The sequence below is a fragment of the Fertoeibacter niger genome, from assembly GCF_009380135.2.
In the GTDB taxonomy this organism is placed as follows: Bacteria; Pseudomonadota; Alphaproteobacteria; order Rhodobacterales; family Rhodobacteraceae; genus Fertoeibacter; species Fertoeibacter niger.
This window is the reverse complement of record NZ_WHUT02000021.1, coordinates 1-17,335: the sequence shown is the minus strand read 5'-3', so window position 1 is coordinate 17,335 and position 17,335 is coordinate 1. Positions and strand designations below refer to the sequence as shown.

The 17,335-nt window shown below is 68.6% G+C and carries 18 protein-coding genes and 2 riboswitches; of the genes, 4 read left to right on the top strand and 14 right to left on the bottom strand.

The window, feature by feature from the left end; translation table 11 throughout:
* On the top strand, positions 1-539 hold a 539-nt coding region (locus GEU84_RS20525), incomplete at its 5' end, for an ATP-binding cassette domain-containing protein (RefSeq protein WP_174540107.1).
* Positions 536-1,156 carry a nucleoside triphosphate hydrolase gene (locus GEU84_RS20520; protein ID WP_174540106.1) on the top strand — a complete coding sequence of 207 codons (621 nt, stop codon included), beginning with the start codon at positions 536-538 and terminating at the stop codon, positions 1,154-1,156. The genes GEU84_RS20525 and GEU84_RS20520, both read left to right, overlap by 4 nt.
* Positions 1,157-1,216: 60 nt before the next feature.
* Here the strand turns inward: GEU84_RS20520 and cobF are convergent, their stop codons facing one another.
* The 7 genes from cobF to cbiE form a co-directional block, all read right to left on the bottom strand.
* Positions 1,217-1,954, bottom strand: coding sequence for a precorrin-6A synthase (deacetylating) (gene cobF / locus GEU84_RS20515; RefSeq protein WP_174540105.1), 738 nt, complete (start codon positions 1,952-1,954; stop codon positions 1,217-1,219).
* A 37-nt stretch (positions 1,955-1,991) separates the two neighbouring features.
* Positions 1,992-2,669: an energy-coupling factor ABC transporter permease gene (locus GEU84_RS20510; RefSeq protein WP_174540104.1), complete on the bottom strand. Its 678-nt coding sequence runs from the start codon at positions 2,667-2,669 to the stop codon at positions 1,992-1,994.
* A gap of 62 nt (positions 2,670-2,731) precedes the next feature.
* Positions 2,732-2,949: riboswitch (cobalamin riboswitch) on the bottom strand.
* A gap of 18 nt (positions 2,950-2,967) precedes the next feature.
* Positions 2,968-3,687 carry a uroporphyrinogen-III C-methyltransferase gene (gene cobA, locus GEU84_RS20505; protein WP_174540103.1) on the bottom strand — a complete coding sequence of 240 codons (720 nt, stop codon included), beginning with the start codon at positions 3,685-3,687 and terminating at the stop codon, positions 2,968-2,970.
* Positions 3,684-4,991: a cobyrinic acid a,c-diamide synthase CobB gene (locus GEU84_RS20500; RefSeq protein ID WP_174540102.1), complete on the bottom strand. Its 1,308-nt coding sequence runs from the start codon at positions 4,989-4,991 to the stop codon at positions 3,684-3,686. Before GEU84_RS20500 ends, cobA begins: the two co-directional genes overlap by 4 nt.
* Positions 4,988-5,770: a precorrin-4 C(11)-methyltransferase gene (gene cobM, locus GEU84_RS20495; RefSeq protein ID WP_174540101.1), complete on the bottom strand. Its 783-nt coding sequence runs from the start codon at positions 5,768-5,770 to the stop codon at positions 4,988-4,990. Before cobM ends, GEU84_RS20500 begins: the two co-directional genes overlap by 4 nt.
* Positions 5,767-6,147 carry a cobalamin biosynthesis protein gene (locus GEU84_RS20490; RefSeq protein ID WP_174540100.1) on the bottom strand — a complete coding sequence of 127 codons (381 nt, stop codon included), beginning with the start codon at positions 6,145-6,147 and terminating at the stop codon, positions 5,767-5,769. Before GEU84_RS20490 ends, cobM begins: the two co-directional genes overlap by 4 nt.
* A complete protein-coding gene (gene cbiE / locus GEU84_RS20485; RefSeq protein ID WP_174540099.1) occupies positions 6,144-7,415 on the bottom strand; it encodes a precorrin-6y C5,15-methyltransferase (decarboxylating) subunit CbiE in 1,272 nt (423 codons plus the stop codon). The genes GEU84_RS20490 and cbiE overlap by 4 nt, the downstream gene beginning before the upstream one ends.
* On the opposite strand from cbiE, the gene GEU84_RS20480 reads away from it, so the two are divergent.
* Positions 7,414-8,157, top strand: coding sequence for a cobalt-precorrin-6A reductase (locus GEU84_RS20480; protein WP_174540098.1), 744 nt, complete (start codon positions 7,414-7,416; stop codon positions 8,155-8,157). The two genes, cbiE and GEU84_RS20480, sit on opposite strands and share 2 nt — an antisense overlap.
* Here the strand turns inward: GEU84_RS20480 and cobJ are convergent.
* The 7 genes from cobJ to GEU84_RS20445 are packed head-to-tail and all read right to left on the bottom strand — an operon-like array spanning position 8,136 to position 16,084.
* Positions 8,136-8,867, bottom strand: a complete 732-nt coding sequence (gene cobJ, locus GEU84_RS20475; RefSeq protein WP_174540097.1) for a precorrin-3B C(17)-methyltransferase — start codon at positions 8,865-8,867, stop codon at positions 8,136-8,138. The two genes, GEU84_RS20480 and cobJ, sit on opposite strands and share 22 nt — an antisense overlap.
* Positions 8,864-9,595 carry a precorrin-2 C(20)-methyltransferase gene (locus GEU84_RS20470; RefSeq protein ID WP_174540096.1) on the bottom strand — a complete coding sequence of 244 codons (732 nt, stop codon included), beginning with the start codon at positions 9,593-9,595 and terminating at the stop codon, positions 8,864-8,866. The genes cobJ and GEU84_RS20470 overlap by 4 nt, the downstream gene beginning before the upstream one ends.
* A 2-nt stretch (positions 9,596-9,597) precedes the next feature.
* Positions 9,598-10,227, bottom strand: a complete 630-nt coding sequence (locus GEU84_RS20465; RefSeq protein WP_174540095.1) for a precorrin-8X methylmutase — start codon at positions 10,225-10,227, stop codon at positions 9,598-9,600.
* A complete protein-coding gene (cobG, locus tag GEU84_RS20460) occupies positions 10,211-11,407 on the bottom strand; it encodes a precorrin-3B synthase (RefSeq protein ID WP_174540094.1) in 1,197 nt (398 codons plus the stop codon). The genes GEU84_RS20465 and cobG overlap by 17 nt, the downstream gene beginning before the upstream one ends.
* Complete coding sequence (gene cobN / locus GEU84_RS20455; RefSeq protein ID WP_174540093.1) at positions 11,400-14,666, bottom strand: cobaltochelatase subunit CobN; 3,267 nt, start codon at positions 14,664-14,666, stop codon at positions 11,400-11,402. Before cobN ends, cobG begins: the two co-directional genes overlap by 8 nt.
* A gap of 3 nt (positions 14,667-14,669) precedes the next feature.
* The gene (gene cobW / locus GEU84_RS20450; protein WP_174540092.1) at positions 14,670-15,728 is read right to left on the bottom strand and encodes a cobalamin biosynthesis protein CobW; all 1,059 of its coding nucleotides are present in this window, start codon (positions 15,726-15,728) and stop codon (positions 14,670-14,672) included.
* Positions 15,725-16,084: a DUF1636 family protein gene (locus GEU84_RS20445; protein ID WP_174540091.1), complete on the bottom strand. Its 360-nt coding sequence runs from the start codon at positions 16,082-16,084 to the stop codon at positions 15,725-15,727. The genes cobW and GEU84_RS20445 overlap by 4 nt, the downstream gene beginning before the upstream one ends.
* Before the next feature lie 85 nt (positions 16,085-16,169).
* Positions 16,170-16,382, bottom strand: a riboswitch (cobalamin riboswitch).
* Positions 16,383-16,423: 41 nt separating this feature from the next.
* Between GEU84_RS20445 and cobO the strand changes: the two genes are divergently transcribed.
* Positions 16,424-17,077 carry a cob(I)yrinic acid a,c-diamide adenosyltransferase gene (gene cobO, locus GEU84_RS20440; protein WP_174540090.1) on the top strand — a complete coding sequence of 218 codons (654 nt, stop codon included), beginning with the start codon at positions 16,424-16,426 and terminating at the stop codon, positions 17,075-17,077.
* Positions 17,078-17,335 lie beyond the last annotated feature (258 nt).

The following is a 17,335-nucleotide window of genomic DNA, read 5'->3' as shown; positions in this document are numbered from 1 at the left end:
GCATCGAAACGGTGTATCAGACGCTCGCCATGTCGCCCGCGCTGTCCATCGCCGACAACATGTTCATGGGGCGCGAATTGCGCAAGCCCGGCATCATGGGCACGGTGTTCCGCCAGCTTGACCGCCCCGCGATGGAGAAATTCGCCCGGGCCAAGCTGAACGAACTGGGGCTTATGACGATCCAGAACATCAACCAGGCGGTGGAAACCCTGTCGGGCGGGCAGCGACAGGGCGTGGCCGTGGCACGGGCGGCGGCATTCGGCTCCAAGGTCGTGATCCTCGATGAACCTACAGCGGCCCTTGGCGTCAAGGAAAGCCGCCGGGTGCTGGAACTGATCCGCGATGTGCGCTCGCGGGGGATTCCGATCATCCTGATCAGCCACAACATGCCGCATGTGTTCGAGGTCGCCGACCGCATCCACATTCACCGGCTGGGCAAGCGGCTGTGCGTCATCAAGCCGTCGGAACATTCGATGTCCGATGCGGTGGCCTATATGACCGGCGCGAAACTGCCCGACGGCGTGGCCGAGGCGGCATGACACCTGCCGCGCTGGCGGATCTGATCCGCACGCAGGCGGGGTCGTTGCACGAAACCGGGGGGCGGTTCATCACCGCCCTTGCCGGGCCCCCCGGGGCGGGCAAATCGACGCTGGCCGCAGCATTGGTGGCGGAATTGGGCGCGGGTGCCCGGGTGGTGCCGATGGACGGGTTCCACTATGACAACGCCGTGCTTGACGCGCGCGGCTGGCGCTCGCGCAAGGGCGCGCCCCACACGTTTGATGCCCATGGCTTTGCCCATCTGGTCGCGCGGTTGCGGGCGGGGGGCGAGGTGGCCATACCGGTGTTCGACCGCGCCGCCGATCTGGCCCGCGCCGGTGCCGATCTGGTCACGGATGCCGACCGTTTCCTGGTGATCGAGGGCAACTATCTGCTGCTTGACGCCGAACCCTGGGCCGCGTGCCGCGCCGCCTATGACCTGACCGTGTTCATCGACGTGCCGGTGCCGGAACTGGAGCGCCGCCTGATCCGCCGCTGGCTGGACCATGGAATGTCTGACGCCGACGCCCGCGCATGGGCGCTGTCGAACGACATTCCCAATGCCCGCCTTGTGGCGGCGCAATCGGTGGCGGCAGATGTGGTGATTTCGCAGGGTTAGCGCCGCCACTCATCAAGCCGACACCGCTTGATGATCGCCGTTCTGCCGCGCACAAATCCCCTACCGCCGCAGGATGTAGATATCCATGATCCAGCCATGCGCCGCACGGGCGGCGGCGCGGGTGGTGATGATGTCGGGGCCGGTGGTTCCAAGCGGGCCGTGGCGGATGATTTCCTCGGCCATGCCCACATAGGCCCCCCACCAGATCGTGACGCCTTCCGGCGGCAGAGACTGGAACGAACATTCCCCGTCCAGCATCACCACCAGCGTATCCACGCCCGCAGGCCAGCCGTGATCGCGCAACTGGCGGCCCGTCGTCACCAGAAACGGCGCGGCCAGCGCGTTCAGGGGAATGGCATGCGCGGCGGTCAGCGCCTGCATCGAGGTAATCCCGGGGATCACGGTAATCCGGGGCGCAGGTTCCAGCCGGGCCGCGATGCGCAAGGTGCTGTCATACAGCGACGGGTCGCCCCAGACCAGCAGCGCCACAATCTGCCCGCCCTCGCGCGCGATGGTTTCGGCCCAGACCGTCGCAATCGCGTCATGCCAGTCGTTCACCCGGGCGATATAGCCGGGGGTGGCGGGGTCGCGTGTGGGCAGATCAAACTCCACCAGCCGCGTGGCGGGGTTGGTGATCACCTCGGCGCAGATCGCGCGGCGCAGGTCAGCCAGATCGGCCTTGTCCGCACCCTTGCGCGGGATCAGCACCAGATCGGCGCGGTTCAGCGCGCGGATGGCTTGCAGCGTCAGGTGTTCGGGATTGCCGGTGCCGATACCGATAAGCAGAAGGTGTGTCATGGGAAAGGCGCGGCCCGGTAAGGGGCCGCGCAAAGGCTCAGGCGGCGTTGTAAAGGCGCGGAGTGACCAGCGGGCTGCCGTTCAGCCCGCGCAGGGCCTTGGCCCCGGCAAGAACGGCCAGATCGGCAATCGGCTCGATCAGCACGACCAGCATATAGGCCGCGCCAAAGGTGGCGATGGATGCGAGGTTGCCCGCCGCAAACCCGTCACCCCAGATCGCCCAGAAGGCCACCCAGGCCACCACGCCGCCCTGATAGGCGGTGGACAGTGCGAATGCCTGACCATAGCTGAGGTTCACATAGGCGGTGTTCGGCGCGATGATCCGGGCGGCGATGACCTGCAACGCGAACAAGGGCACCAGCAACGTCGTCACGTTCATCCCGTATTGCGGCAGATCGAAGGGCGCAAAGAACAGCCCTTGCAACAGCAGGCCCATGGCCAGCCCGATGGCCGCGGGGGCTGCGCCCAGGATCAGGAACAGGGTGGAGCCGAGGATGAAATGCACCTCGGATACGCCGACCGGGTAATGCGGCAGCACCTCGAAAAAGGCGAATGCGGCAACGGTGGCGATGGCCGCGCGCAGCGCCAGCGAGGGCAGGCCCTTTTCGCGCAGGCTGTCATAGGCCAGTTTCAGCGTATAGCCGCTGGCGGCAGCGGCGGTGGCATAGCTGAGGACAATCTTGGTGCCTGCGACGAGGCCCGGTTCGATGTGCATGTCAGTCTCCTTGCCGTCATCCCCGACGGCGGGTGAAGGGGTGCCGGTGGTCCGGCGGCTGCGGCGCAAGCGCCATGACGGCAGGTCTCCTGACTTGCGGGTCGTCGCTTCCCCGGGCCTTCCCGGCCCAAAGCGGGCCAGTGGCATGTTCCGGGGCGGCTCGCCGCTTACAGTTGCGGGGGCAGTCGCGGGTTTGGCGCCTTCTGGCTACACCTCACCGCGTTCCCTTTTCATCCGTCGGCCCGTCAGGGCGTCGTGGAACCGTCGTTCACAGGGATGTCATCCGGCGCGGGCCAAGTCAACCGTCCGCCAGCGCGCCATAGAGGATCAACGCCGGGGTGGTGGCCATCTCGGCCGCCAAGAGGCTGGCCAACCCAGCCACCGTGCTGCGGTGCAGACGCTGTTCGGGGTGGCTGACAGCTTCGGCCAGCAGGGCGGGGGTGTCTGGCGGCAGGCCCGCGCCGATCAGCATGGCGGCAAGTGCGGGGAAGGTGCGCTTGCCCATGAACACCACCGTCGTGGCGGCGGGGTCGGCCAGCGCCTCCATGTTCAGATCGGCGGGCAGCGCGCCGGTGATGTCATGCCCGGTCACGAACTGCACGCGCCGCGCGGTCAGGCGGCGGGTCAGCGGGATGCCCGCGGCGGCGGCGGCGGCGCAGGCGGATGGCACGCCGGGAATGATCTCGAACGCAATGCCTGCCGCTTGCAGCGCGGTGATCTCTTCCTCCAGCCGGCCAAAGATGCCTGAATCGCCGGATTTCAGCCGCACCACCCGCGCGCCGGTCTGCGCATAATCCACCAGCAGGCGGCTGACATGATCCTGCTTGGGCGATGCCCGCCCCGCGCGTTTGCCCACGCCCACCAGATCGGCCCCGGCGCGGGCATGGGCCAGGATCGGCCCCGAGGACAGATCGTCAAACAGCACCGCATCGGCGGCTTGCAGGCGGTTCACCGCCTTCAGCGTCAACAACTCCGGGTCGCCGGGGCCGGAAGAGACGAAAGAGACAAAGCCGGTCATGTGGCCTCTGCGATCAGGTGAAAGAACGTGCCGGTGGCATGGCCGCGCCGTGATCCGGTTTCCGGCACCGGGGTGCCATTGGCATCGGTCACATGGGCCAGCGCGGCATCGGGCTGCGCGGTGATGGTGGCATAGTGAAATTCATGGCCGCGCAGCCGCGCCCCCTGCGCATGGCCGGGCATCGGCGCGGCAAGGGTGGCATGGCGGTAGCCCAGATGCATTTTGCGGGCATGGAACGAGGTTTCCAGCCCCAGCAGCCCCGCCATCCGGTGCCGCGTGCCGCTGGCATCCACCAGCCCGGCCCCCATCGCCATGTAGCCGCCACACTCGCCATGCACCGGGCGGGTTTCGGCAAAGCGGGTCAGGCCGGTGCGAAAGGCTTCTGCCGCCGCCAGCCGCCCCGCATGCAGTTCAGGATAGCCGCCGGGCAGCCAGCAGGTATCTGCGCTGTGGTCGGGCGCTTCGTCGGCGAGGGGAGAGAAGGGCAGAACCGTCGCCCCCGCAGCCCGCCAGGCCGCCAGCAGATGCGGATAGACAAAGGAAAACGCGGCATCACGGGCAAGGGCGATGCGCTGGCCGGGGGGAGTGGTTGGGGTCGCGGCAGCGGGATGCTGCGCCGTGCCGCGCGCCGCCGCGATCATGGCATCCAGATCAAGATGTTCCGCGATGAAATCGCCCACATCCGCCAGCATGCGCGGCAGATCGGGGTTTTCCTGCGCCTGCACCAGCCCCAGATGCCGCTCGGGCAATTCAATGGCCTTGCGGCGGGGCAGGGCGCCAAAAACCGGCAGGCCCACCGCCTGCATCCCCACGCGCACCAGCGCCTCATGCCGGGGGCTGGCGACGCGGTTCAGCACCACGCCTGCGATCGTCACATCAGGCCGCATCCGGGCAAAGCCCAGCGCCACGGCGGCGGCAGATTGCGCCTGCCCCGACACATCCAGCACCAGCACCACCGGCCAGCCCATCATCGCGGCCACATCGGCGCTGGCCCCCGTGCCAAAAGCCCCCGGCTGCGCCACGCCGTCAAACAGGCCCATTGACCCTTCGGCAAGGATCAGATCGGCGGCCTCGGCCCCCGCCACCTGTGCGGCTATCTGGGCGGCAGGCATCGCCCACGAATCCAGGTTCACCGAAGGGCGGCCGCTCGCGGCGGTATGAAAGGCCGGATCAATGTAATCCGGCCCGCTTTTGAACGGCTGCACCGCCAGCCCGCGCGCCCGCAGGGCGGTCAACAGCCCCAGCATCAGCGTGGTCTTGCCCGTGCCCGAGGCCGGGGCAGAGATGAGCAGGCCGGGTGTCATGATGCGTCAGGGAAGCGGGGTTCGGTGCCGACCGGGCGGAAACGCCGGTCGTAATCGCCCGCGTAAAGGCGGCTCTCGGCGAAATCCTGCTGCGCCAGCGCGCGGCCAACGAGGATCAGGGCCGTGCGCTCCATTTCCGCACCGATGGCGGATTCAAGCGTGGCGAGGGTGGCGCGCACGATCCGCTCATCGGGCCATGACGCGCGCCACACCACGGCGACGGGGCAATCCGCCCCATAATGCGGCGTCAGTTCGGCCAGCACCCTGTCCAGCACATGCACCGACAGGTGGATCGCCAGCGTGGCCCCGGTGGCGGCGAAGGCGGCCAAGGTTTCGCCTTCGGGCATGGCCGAGGCGCGGCCCGAGGTGCGGGTCAGGATCACCGATTGCGCAATGCCGGGCAGGGTCAGTTCGGCCCCAAGGGCGGCAGCAGCAGCGGCGAAGGATGGCACGCCCGGCGTCACGTCATAGGGGATATCCAGCGCGCGCAGGCGGCGCAGCTGTTCGCCCATCGCCGACCACACCGACAGGTCGCCCGAATGCAGCCGGGCCACATCCTGCCCCTTTGCATGGGCGGCGGCGATTTCGGCGATGATCTGGTCCAGCGACAAGGACGCCGTGTTCACCACATGCGCGCCGGACGGGCAATGGTCCAGCAAAGCGGCGGGCACCAGCGAGCCTGCGTAAAGGCAGACCGGGCTGGCCGCGATCAGGTCGCGCCCGCGCAGGGTGATCAGGTCGGCGGCACCGGGGCCTGCGCCGATGAAATGCACGGTCATGGGTCTGGTCCTTCTGCGATGGCGGCGGTGGCTGTGCGATCCTGCGACACCGCGCGCGGGCCGGTCAGCCGCGCGCCGTGGCCTGCGGCGGCCAAGGCTGTGGCCTCGGCCAGACTGCCGGTGCCGAAGCGGGTGAGTTGGCGGGGCGATTGGGTGGCAGTGGTCTGGGCTTTCAGGGCGTCGGGGCCGATGGCGCGCACCGGCAGCGACAGGCTATGCGCCAGCGCCAGCAGGGCGGGGGCGCTGGCCTTTTCTACCACCGTGGCCAGCGCGGTCAGGCCATCCGGCCCCCCGGCGGCAGCCAGAGCATCCTGCAAGGCGGCGGTCGTGGCCGAGGTGCGGAAGCCGAAACCCGCCACTTTCGCTTTCCCCGTCATCGCGTGACGCTCCACTGCACCACGGGCCGCCATGCCGTCCAGCCGCGCATCCGCCCCAGCGGGGTGGCCTCGGCCAGTTCGATGCGGATCAGCTCGCCACCCTTTGCGCCGTGCCAAAGGGCCAGCAGCGCCTCGGTTTCCAGCGTCACGGCATTGGCGACCAGCCGGGTTCCGGGGGGCGTGGCAAGCCACAACGCATGCAGCAGCGCTTCATTGCCGCCACCGCCGATGAACACGGCTTCGGGGCGGGGCAGGGTGGCAAGCGCATCGGGCGCGGCGCCCGCAATCACGGCCAGCCGGTGATCCACCCCGAAAGCCGCTGCATTGGCGCGTATGTTGGCGGCACGGTCGGGGTGCTGTTCGATGGCGAAGCTGCGCCCGCCCGCAAGGCACCATTCCACGCTGACTGACCCTGATCCGGCCCCGATGTCCCACAGCAATTCACCGTTGCGGGGGGCAAGCGCGGCCAGCGTCAGCGCTCGGATGCGGCGTTTGGTGATCTGGCCGTCATGGGCAAAGGCCCTGTCGGGCAAGCCGGGGCTGCGGGGCAGGCCGGGGTTTTCAGGGCGCTCGGCCATCCGGGCCGAGATCGCCACGCTGACGGGCGCGGTGATACCCCGCGGCACTGATCCATCGGCGCTCAGGGAACGGATGCGTTCACGCGGGCCGCCCAGCGCCTCCATCACATGCAGGGTCGCGGGACCAAAGCCCTGATCCGTCAGCCATGCCGCGAGTTCCGCCACCGCCACCCCGTCACGCAGCAGCGCGACGATCTGCGCACCCTGCGCCAGATGCGGGCGCAGCCGCGCGAATGGCGCGGCATGCAGGCCGATGCACTGCGTTTCCTCCAGCCGCCAGCCCAGACGGGCGGCGGCAAGGCTGAAGGTCGAAGGGGCCGGAAAGACCTGCCACTCGCCCGGTGCCAGATGCGCGGCCAGACTGCCGCCCGCCCCGTGCCAGAACGGATCACCCGAGGCCAGCACGGCCACCCTGCGGCCCCGCAATGCCAGCACCGGTTCCACAGCAAAGGGCAGGGGCCACGGCCTGCCCCTTTCGCCCGCTCTGGCCAGTTCCAGATGCCGCGCACCGCCGAACACGACTTCGGCGGCGTCCAGCGCGTCACGGCTTGCGGGCGTCAGGCCCGGCAGGCCATCTTCGCCGATGCCGATGATGGACAGCCAGGGCGTTCTGGGGTTCAAGGGGCCGGGATCACCGGCATCTGCCGCAACCGCCGGGCCCGGATCATCTTGGGAGAAGGGATCAGCCATGCCACGCATCCTGCTTCTGGGCGGCACGACCGAGGCCAGCCTTCTGGCCCGCGCGCTGGCAGGGGCGGGGGTGGAGGCGGTGTTTTCCTATGCCGGGCGCACCGCAGCCCCGGTGGCGCAACCATTGCCCACCCGCGTGGGCGGCTTTGGCGGCGTGGCAGGGCTGGTTGATTTCCTGCGGGCCGGGGGCATCAGCCATGTGGTCGATGCGACCCATCCTTTCGCCGCACAGATGACCCGCAACGCCGTGGCGGCCTGCGCCATCGCGGGCGTGCCGCTGCTGGGATTCGAACGGCCCGCGTGGACTGCGGGCGAGGGTGATGACTGGCTGGCCGTTCCCGATCTGGCCGGGGCGGTGGCTGCCCTGCCCGCCACGCCCGCGCGGGTGTTTCTGGCCATCGGCAAGCAGCATCTGGCCGCCTTTGCCGCCAAGGCGCAGCACATTTACCTGCTGCGTCTGGTCGATGTGCCGGGCGATGTGCCCCTGCCGCGGTCCGAGGTCGTCGTGGCGCGTGGCCCCTTCACGGTGGAAGGTGACACCGCACTGATGCAGTCGCACCGCATCACCCATGTGGTCGCCAAGAACGCAGGCGGCAGCGGCGCGCGGGCCAAGCTGGATGCCGCGCGCGCGCTGCGCCTGCCGGTGATCCTGATTGACCGGCCGCAGGTGCCCCCGCGCCCGGTGGCCGGTTCGGTGGCCGAGGTGATGGTCTGGCTGGGTCATGCCCGCCTCGGGGTGTAGACGAAACGCCCGACGCGGCGGGTGGCCGGGTTGCCCAGGATCACCACGGTGCGCATGTCGGCCATGTCGGGCGTGGCCTCGGCCAGCGTGACGGTGGTGATGCGTTCCTCGGGCGTGGTAACGGCGCGGGCGAAGGTGATCAGCCGGTCGGGGCCGCAGCATTCCAGCAGCACTTCCAGCGCGCGGGCAAACTGGTGCGGGCGGCTGGCAGAGCGGGGGTTGTAGAAGGCCATGGCGAAACCCGCCTCGGCAGCCAGCCGCAGGCGGTGTTCGACCAGCGGCCAGGGCTTGAGGTTGTCGGAAAGGTTGATGGCGCAGAAATCATGGCCCAGCGGCGCACCGGCCCGCGCTGCCGCCGCCAGCATCGCCGTGATGCCGGGCAGGATGCGGATATCCAGCGCCTGCCAATCCGGCGCATCCTCCAGCGCCTCGAACACCGCCGAGGCCATGGCAAACACGCCCGGATCGCCGGATGACACCACCATCACCCGCCGCCCTTCGGCGGCCATGGCCAGCGCATGGCGGGCGCGGTCCATCTCCTCCCGGTTGTCAGAGGCATGCAGCGACAGGCCGGGGCGGGGTGCCACGCGGGCGACATAGGGAATGTAGCCCACTATGTCGGTGGCCTGGGCAAGCGCAGCCGTGACCTCGGGCGTCACCAGCGCGTCATCCCCTGGCCCCAGACCGGCGACCACCAGCCAACCGGTCATTCCATGGCCTCTGGCCTGCGGCCATGGCCATGCACCAGCACGATGGCGAAATAGGGGCAATCGGCGGCCTCCACCGCATCCAGACGGGCGACGCGCTGGCCGGGCATGGTGCCGCGTTCCACCAGCCAGGCATCCTGAAGCCGCCCCGCCGCCGCCAGCGCCCGGCGCACCTTGGGCAGGTTGCGGCCCGTCTTCATCACCACCAGGGCATCCGCCGCCTGCATGTGGCGCACAAGATCGGCCTCGGACAGCGTGCCCATCAGCACCGACAGCACATCATCGCCCCAGGTGATCGGCGTGCCCGATGCATGCCAGCAGCCGGTCATGCCGGTGATGCCGGGTATCACCTCCACCTCGGCCCGGCCTTGCAGGCGGGTTTGCAGATGCATGAAAGATCCGTAGAAAAACGGATCGCCCTCGCACAAGACCACAACATCCCGCGTGGCGGCGATGGTGGCAAGCCGTCCGGCCCAATCGTCATAGAACGCAGCCAGAAGGGCATTGTAGTCGGGGCTGTCAAAGGGCAGTTCGGTGGTGACGGGGTATTCCATCGGGTATTCGGTGACATTTTCCGCCAGCATGCCATCCACGATCCGCCGCGCCTGCCCGGCCCGGCCCGCCTTGCGGAAATAGGCGACATTCGCGGCGGAACGGACCAGCCGGTCGGCCTTCACCGACATCAGGTCGGGGTCGCCGGGGCCAAGGCCCACGCAGATGATCTTGCCCATCGCTACTCCTTCCGGCTGGCCAGGGCATTGACCGCCGCCACCGTGATCGCCGAGCCACCAAGCCGCCCCTGCACGATCAATGCGGGGCAGGGCGCGGCCGCCATCAGCGCATCTTTCGATTCCGCCGCACCGATGAAACCGACAGGGCAGCCGATGATGGCGGCAGGGCGGGGGCAGGTCGGGTCTTCCAGCATGTTCAGCAGGTGGAACAGCGCGGTGGGCGCATTGCCGATGGCAACCACAGCGCCCTCAAGGTGAGGCCGCCATAGCTCCAGCGCCGCCGCCGACCGTGTGTTGCCCATGGCCCGGGCCAGCGCGGGCACCTCGGCGTCGTTCAGCGTGCAGATCACCGCATTGCCCGCGGGCAGGCGGCTGCGGGTGATGCCCTCGGATACCATCCGCGCGTCGCACAGGATCGGGGCACCCGCCTCCAGCGCCATTCGCGCGGCAATCGCCATGCCGGGGGTGAAACGGATATGCGCCTCCAGCCCCACCATGCCCGCCGCGTGGATCATGCGCACGGCCACAATCTCTTCTTCCGGCGTGAAACGGGCCAGATCGGCCTCGGCCCGGATCATGGCGAAAGACCGCAGGTAGATTGTCGCACCGTCGGTTTCATAGCTGTGGGGCATGGGGCGTCTCGAACAGGGATTGCGGGCGGGCCAGCAGGGCGGCCAGTGGCAGGGCAGGGCCGGTGGTGGCGCTGGCCGTAGCATGGCGGGCCATGCGGATGCCAGTGGGTGCCGCGACGGCGGTGTATTCGGCCGGCCCCGGATGCGCGCAGCCCTTGGCGCAGCCGGACACATGCAGAACGGCCCCCGGCGGCACATGCGGGGCCAGCGCACGGGCCAGCGGGCGGGTGGCGTGATGCGCCTGAAGGCAACCGGGCGCACCGGTGCAGGCGATGACGCGCAGCAGCGGGTCGGCAGGATCGGTGATCAGGCCGGGCAGGGCGGGGGCGTCACGTCCCTCCAGCAGCAGCATGCGCCACGGGGTCAGGCGGATCGGCCCGGTGGCAAGTTGCGAAAGGGTGCCCGCATCGGTCTGCCCGAAGGCAAAGGCAACCAGCGCGCCTTGCGGGGTGGGGCCGGGCGTGCGGGCATCTCGGGTGGTAGTCCGCGCAAGCGGCTGGGCGGGTTGGGTGGTGAAACATGCAGGCAACGCCGCCCCGGCCGCCAGATGTGCGGCCATGCGGCCACGGCCATCAGGCGCACCACCGGAACCCAGAAACCAATCCGCCAATGCCAAGGCCATCGCGGCGGCGGTGTCCGGCGTCACTGCCACGCCAAGGCCGCAGCCATCGGCGCGCAGGATCAGGCCACCATCGACCCCACGTTCCAGCCTTATGTCGGCAGATGTGCCGCGCAGCACCGGCGCGGGGCCGGTATCGACGGCAAAGCCGAACTTGCCGGGCAGGTGCAGGCTGGCCCCCGCCAAGGCCCCGGCCAGATGCGTCGCGAGTGTTTCGGTGTCATCGCCTGCCACCCAGAACGGCGTGACGGTGATGTTGCGCCGCGCCTCGGCCTCGGGCGAGGGGTCGATCAGGCCAAGGCCGCGCAGCCCGTCGATCAAGGCGGGGTAGGTTTCATCCGTCACGCCCCGCAGTTGCAGGTTGGCACGGGCGGAAATGTCGATCAGCCCGTTGCCATGCGTCTGCGCCAGTGCCGCGATGCCCGCGGCCTGCGCGGCGGTCAGGCGGCCCAGAGGCGGGCGGATGCGCACCACCAGCCCGTCGCCCGACAGCATCGGGCGCAGGGCACCTGGGCACCAGCCCTTGATCTGGGGTTCGATGACCTGGGGCTTGTCACCCATGCGCCAGCCCTGCCGCGATGGAGTTTCGGCGCGTGACCCACAGCCCCGCGTCATGCAGCGCCTGAAACCGGGCGCGCAGCGCGGCCAGCGCGGCAGGGTTTTCGCGCGCCATGAAAGCGGTCAGGTCGGCACGGCCAAGCGTGGCATCATGGTAAAGGTCGATCAGATGCGCGGGCACGGCGCGGGTCAGATGGGCAAAGGCGGCCAGATGATCCATCGTCGCGGTGATCTCGGCGGCGCCGCGAAAGCCGTGGCGCATCATGCCGTTGGCCCAGTCGGGGTTGGCGGCGCGGGCGCGGATCACGCGGGCTATTTCCTCGGTCAGGCTGCGGGCGCGGGGGGCGCCTTCGCGGGTGGCGTCGATATGGTATTGCGCAGGCGCATGGCCCAGCGTGGCCATGGCGGCGGCGAAACCGCCCTCATGGGCGGCATAGTCAGACGCCAGCAGCAGGTCGGTTTCCGGCAAATCCTGCACATGGGCAAAGGCATCTGCCCCGTGCAGCCGCGCCTCCAGCGCGCCACGGTCGCGGGTGGAATTGCCCTTGGCATCCAGCGCCCATTCCGATGCGGCCAGCCACGCCTCGCCCGCTCGCGCGCGGCCCTCGTCGGTGTAATCCTCCAAGGCATCGGCCATGCCCATGCCGTAAAGGCCGGGTTTTGGGCCGAACACGCGGGGGGATTTCAGGGTATAGGGATTATCCTCTGGCGCCTCATCCCGGGTGGCCAGCGCCTGCGTTGCCGCCTCGAACATCTGCGCAAGGCCGGGGAACGTGTCGCGGAACAGGCCCGACACGCGCAGCGTCACGTCGATGCGGGGCCGGTCCAGCAGCGCCAGCGGCAGGATTTCATAACCCGACACCCGTTCCGACCCCTGATCCCACAGCGGCGCAAGGCCTGCCAGATGCAGCGCCATGGCAAATTCCTCGCCCGCCGTGCGCATGGTGGCGGAGCCCCACAGATCGACCACCAGCCCGCGCGGCCAGTCGCCGTGATCTTGCAGGTGGCGGCGCAGAAGTTCCTCGGCCAGTTTCACCCCCTGCGCCTGTGCCGCGCGCGACGGCACGGCGCGCGGATCGACGGAATAAAGATTGCGGCCCGTGGGCAGCACATCGCGGCGGCCCCGGTTGGGCGAACCTGATGGGCCGGGGGCCACGCGGAGGGCATTGAGGGCCGTGCGCAGGCCCTCTGTCTCGCCGGGTGCAAGCCCATAGATATGCAGCCCGTCGCCGAACTGGCTTTCCTTGATGTCGCACACGAAACGGTCGATGCGGGTGATGGCCTCGGCGGGGCTGGTGGTGGGGGTCAGGCCAAGGTCATCCTCCACCCCCGCCACCTGCGCCTCGGCCCGGATGTCGGCAATCAGGCGGGTGCGCCGGGCCGGATCCAGCCCGTCGGCGGTGGAATATTCGTCCAGCAGCCGCTCCAGCCGCAGCATGCGGTCAGGCGTGTGCGACGCGATCTGCGGCGGCGGCAGGTGGCCCAGCGTCACCGCACCGATGCGGCGCTTGGCCTGCGCGGCTTCACCCGGATCATTCACGATGAAAGGGTAGATCACCGGCATGGGGCCGGTCAGCACCTCGGGCCAGCAGGTATCCGACAGGGCCACCGATTTGCCCGGCAGCCATTCCAGCGTGCCATGTGCGCCGATGTGGATCAGCGCGTGGATGCCCCGGGCGCGCAGCCAAAGGTAGAAGGCGACATAGGCATGGCGCGGTGTGCGTGCAAGGTCGTGGTAATCGGCGTCGCGGGCCTGCACCTCACCCCGTTCGGGTTGCAGGGCGACGATGGTGTCGCCTGCGATGAGGGCGTGGAAGTGGAATGCGTTGTCCCGGCAGGCGGGGTCGGCTTCCGGCGCGCCCCATGCGGCGGTAAGGGTGGCCTGCAACGGGTCTGGCAGGGTTTGCAGGGCCTCGCGGTAGGCTTGCAGCGGCCATGACAGGGTGCTGTGGCCAAGAGAGCCGGCCAGCGGTTCGGGCGTGGCGGCATAGCCACCGGCGGCGAGGTCTGACAGGATCGCCTCGGCCGAAGCCAATGCGTCAAGGCCAACTGCATGGGCCATCTGGTCGGCACGGCCGGGGTAGGTGGACAGGATCAGGGCAAGGCGGCGTTCACGGGCTGGTGTGGCGCCAAGGCGGTGCCATGCGGCCACGCGGTCTGCAATGGCAGCGATGCGTGCGGCATCGGCGCGGTGGGCAAAGCGGGAAAACTCCAGTTCCGGGTCGCGGCGGGACGGGGATTTGAAACTGGCGACGCCGGTGAAGATCCGGCCATCCACCTCGGGCAGCACGACATGCATCGCCAGGTCGGCGGGCGACAGGCCTCGTTCGGCCCCCGCCCAGTCACGGCGGCGTGCGGTGGACAGGGCCACCTGAAACACCGGGCAGCCCGGTGCATCCAGCGGCGATGCGCCATCCTCGCCCCGGGCGGAAAAGGCAGTGGCATTGACGATGGCGGCGGGGTTCAGCGCGGTCAGCGCACCCCGCAGCCAAGCCGGATGGGATTTGAGCGAGGGGGCAAACAGGCCATAGGCGCGAAAACCCCGCGCGCGCAGGGTATGGATCAGGGCATCGACCGGGGCCGTGTCGGCAGAGGTGAGGTAGGAGCGGTAGAAGGTGATGGCAATGGCGGGTGAGCCCGCATCATGCCCGGCCCCGCCGTCAGGGGCAGCGGCGGCATCTGTCGAACGGGTTGGTGCCGGGATTATCCCCTGATCCGGGTCATACCAGCCGCAGTCCGGCACGGTTTTCTCACCCGCGACAGGCCCGGCATAAAGCCCCGCCGCCAGTGCCAGTTGCGCCAGCGCCGCCTGCGCCGCCACCGCACCACCGGCATCGCAAAGCGCCGAAAGGCGGCGCAGGGTGGAAGTGGGCAGGGTGGACAGCGCATCCAGCCGCGCATCCTCGCGCCCGTCGGCGGGCAGCACGGCCAAGGCGATGCCGCGCCTGCGGCACATGTCCTGCACCTGCATCAGCCCGTAGGACCAATAGCTTTCCCCGCCGATCAGCCGGATCAGGATGCCCTTGGCATGGGCAAGCGTCTGATCCAGATAGGTATCCACCGACAAGGGATGTTTCAGCGCCACCAGATTGGCCAGCCGCAGGGTGGGCAACGCCCCCTTGGCCCGGTGCCAGCCCGCCGCGAAAGCCCCAAGGTCGCTGTCGGAAAACGACAGAACCACCAGATCGGCGGGGCTTTGGCCCACATCGAACGGGGTTTCGGTTTCCTCAAGCCCGTGGCTTTCGCGGAAGACGACATGCATGGCTCAGGCCTCGATTGCCGCCGGTTGCACGGCGGCCAGCAGCACGGCGCGGATCGCGGCGGCATCAATATGGTGGTGTTCGGCGATGACCACCAACTGCGACAGGCGCGCACCGTTCCACGGGCGGTCGAACTGGTGGCGCACACGTTCGCCCACCGCCTGCACCAACAGGCGCATCGGTTTGCCGGTGACGGCGACATAACCCTTGACCCGCAGGATATGCCGGTCCCGCGCAAGGGTGCGGATGGCATCCGCCAAAGCCTCGGGGTCGGTGATTTCGGGCAGGTCGATCACCACGCTGTCGAAATCATCGTGCTCGTGGTCGTCCTCGCCATCATGGTGCGAGGGGCGGGCGGCGATGTCATTTTCCGCCGCCGCATGCAGCCCCAGGATCACGCGCGGGTCGATGATGCCGTCGGTCATCGGCAGGATCGGGATCTGGCGGGTGGTTTCGGCCAGGATCACGGCGCGGGCGGCATCAAGCCCGGCGGGGCCTGCCAGATCAGCTTTCGAAAGCAGGATCAGGTCGGCGCAAAGGATCTGATCCTCGAACACTTCGGACAGCGGCGTTTCGTGGTCAAGGCCGGGGTCGGCGGCGCGCTGGGCATCCACCGCCGCCACATCGGGGGCAAACCGGCCCGCCGCCACCGCCTCGGCATCGGCCAAGGCAATCACGCCGTCCACCGTGATGCGCGAGCGGATCGCGGGCCAGTCGAACGCCTTCAGCAGCGGTTTGGGCAGGGCGAGCCCCGAGGTTTCGATCAGGATATGGTCGGGGCGGTGCGGCAGGGCCATCAACGCCTCGATTGTGGGGATGAAATCATCGGCCACGGTGCAGCAGATGCAGCCATTCGCCAGTTCCACGATATTCTCCACCGGGCAATTGGCATCGGCGCAGGATTTCAGGATGTCGCCATCGACGCCCATCGTGCCGAATTCATTGACCAGTATCGCCAGCCGCAGCCCCTGCGGGTTGGCCATCAGATGCCGGATCAGCGTGGTCTTTCCCGCGCCCAGAAAGCCGGTGATGATGGTGACGGGAATTTTTTCAAGCGTGGTCATGCGGATACCTCAAGCGGGGGAATGCGGGCGATGGAGTTCTTTCGAAACACCGTAGGGCGGTCGCGCCAGGGCACGATGCCATCGGCGGATTGCGCGTAAAGTGCGGCCCCGGCCAGAATGTCGGGGGCGTCGGCCTCGGTCAGGCGGCCATAGACATAGGTCCAGCGGCCGGGCGCGCTGAGGGCCACGGCGGAACCCTGCGAACAGGCCGAAAGGCATTCCACCGGGCGCAGGGTGACGCCTTCGGGCACCCCTTCGGCCAGCAGATCATGCAGGCGCAGGCCGGGGCAGGGGGTGCCCTCCTCCACCGGCAGGCCCGCGCGGCAGGTTGTGCAGACAAGAAGCGTGACCGCCATGTTCGTTCCGTCGCTATGGCGGGGAATGCACCAGACCGGGGCGCCATGCGCCGCCATGCCGGTTGCGGAACACCCCGTCCGCCCGTTCAATCAATCTACGCGGGCAGGTCTCCCGGCTTGCGGATATGGGTTGCCCCACGGTCGGCCCACCTTCCCGGCCTGTGAGGCCAGTGGCATCGGGCGACCTTTCCGGTCACGGTCGCGGGGGCGGCTGCGCTTGGGGCTTCGCATGCACGAAAACCTGTCGCATTCCCTCTTAGCCTGCCTTACGACAGGAACCAACGTAGCCCTACCCAAGCCACGCCGCCCCGCGACTGTCAAGCCGGAAGGACCGGACCGATGAGTGATGCCCCCGTTGAAACGCCCGCAGATGCCGCCGCCGTGGTCGTCGATCCCGATGCCCGCCATGCGGTGAAGATGGCCAAGAAAAAGGCCGCGCGCGACAAGATCATGGCGACAAAAAGCGGCGACAAGGGGCTGGTGATCGTGCACACCGGGGCGGGCAAGGGCAAATCCTCCAGCGGGTTCGGCATGATCCTGCGCTGCATCGCGCATGGCATGCCCTGCGCGGTGGTGCAATTCATCAAGGGGGCCTGGGATACGGGCGAGCGGCGGCTGATCGAAGGCCATTTCGCGGACCTTTGCCAGTTTCACGCGATGGGCGAGGGATTTACCTGGGAAACGCAGGACCGTGCGCGGGATGTGGCGGCGGCGCAGGCAGGCTGGGCCAAGGCAAAGGCGCTGATCCTGGACCCCGCCATCCGCTTTGTGCTGCTGGACGAGATCAACATCGCCCTGCGCTATGATTATCTGGACGTGGCCGAAGTGGTGGCCTTCCTGCGCGACCACAAGCCGCCGATGACCCATGTGGTGCTGACCGGGCGCAATGCGAAAGAGGAACTGATCGAGCTGGCCGATCTGGTGACGGAAATGACGCTGGTGAAACACCCGTTCCGGTCAGGAATAAAGGCGCAGGCGGGGGTGGAGTTTTAGGGCTGGCCGGAGGCTCCTGCGGCGGGTTCGGGGTCGGCATTTCATGCAGCGGGACACGCAGCGCAGATGGGTCGCTTGTGACATGAAGTGAATGCCTGGTCGTGTCCGGTGGCTTTTGGGTTCGGTCGGTTAGAGCCGAGGCTGTGTGAAAACCTCCAGATATGGTATGCTTCCTGCGATACAGGAGTGCATTTATGTCAGGTTTCATTGAAGGGGTAGACCGGGATCAGGTGACGCTGTTTCCGGACCGTCTTGAGG